This is a genomic window from Streptomyces recifensis (genome assembly GCF_002154615.1).
Lineage (GTDB): Bacteria > Actinomycetota > Actinomycetes > Streptomycetales > Streptomycetaceae > Streptomyces > Streptomyces griseoluteus.
Window position 1 is genome coordinate 1 of the sequence record NZ_MUNH01000288.1, and the last position, 1015, is coordinate 1015.

General features: G+C 74.0%; 1 protein-coding gene. It reads left to right on the forward strand.

Annotation, left to right across the window (positions count from 1 at the left end; genetic code table 11):
* Positions 1-239 precede the first annotated feature (239 nt).
* Positions 240-1015: glutamate-cysteine ligase family protein (locus tag CCN33_RS16715; protein ID WP_244173833.1), on the forward strand; the 776-nt coding region annotated here is incomplete at its 3' end.

Below are 1015 nucleotides of genomic sequence, written 5' to 3' on the forward strand. Positions count from 1 at the left end.
ACATGTCGGGGTTCTCCTGGGATTCCAGCGTGCCGACGGAGCCCGGCCGGGTGTGTGCCGGGCAAAGACGCATTCCACCCAAGACCCTCGCACCGAATCGCACAAGAGCGCCCAATGGGACGTCCGAGATCGTTCATCTCCGTCTCCTCGCGCGTTTCCTCCCGTACCGGGCGTGACCGGTTCCGGGCGCCTTCGCGGCACCCCACCAGCATTACCCCGGCGGCGCGTGGGGGCACGGCGTGGACGCCCTGATCCGGGGCATCTGCTTCAAGACCGGCCCGCCCCGTACCCTCGGGGTGGAGGTGGAGTGGCTGGTCCGTGACCCGGAGCGGCCCTGGCTCCCCGTACCGCCCGAACGGCTCGAAGCGGCCCACGCGGCCGTGCGCACCGTCCCCCTGGACTCGCCGCTCACGGTCGAGCCCGGCGGCCAGTTGGAGCTCAGCTCGCTGCCCGCCGCCTCCCTGACGGAGTGCGTCACTTCCGTCTCCGCCGACCTGACCGCGGTCCGCAAGGTCCTCGCCGGGCACGGCCTCGCCCTCCTCGGCGTCGGCCACGATCCCTGGCAGGAGCCCCGCCGCTTCCTCCATGAACCCCGCTACGACGCCATGGAGGCGTGCCTGGACCGCACCGGACGGGCCGGCCGCCACATGATGTGCGCCTCGGCCTCCGTGCAGGTCTGCGTGGACGCCGGGTACGAGGAGCCGGGCCCGCTGGGCTACGAACGGCGCTGGTGGCTGGCGCACCAGCTCGGCGCGGTCCTGGTGGCCGCGTTCGCCAACTCCCCGCTGACGTCACGCCGGCCCACCGGCTGGCGCTCCACCCGGCAGCTCCACTGGATGGAGATCGGTCCCGGCCGGGCCGGGGCTCCCCCGACCGACGGCGAACCGCGGGCCGACTGGGCCCGGCACGTGCTGGACTCCCCGGTGATGTGCGTCCGCCGCGAGGAGGGCCCCTGGGACGTGCCGGAGGGGCTGACCTTCCGCGAGTGGACCCGGTCGCGGGTCCCGCGCCCGCC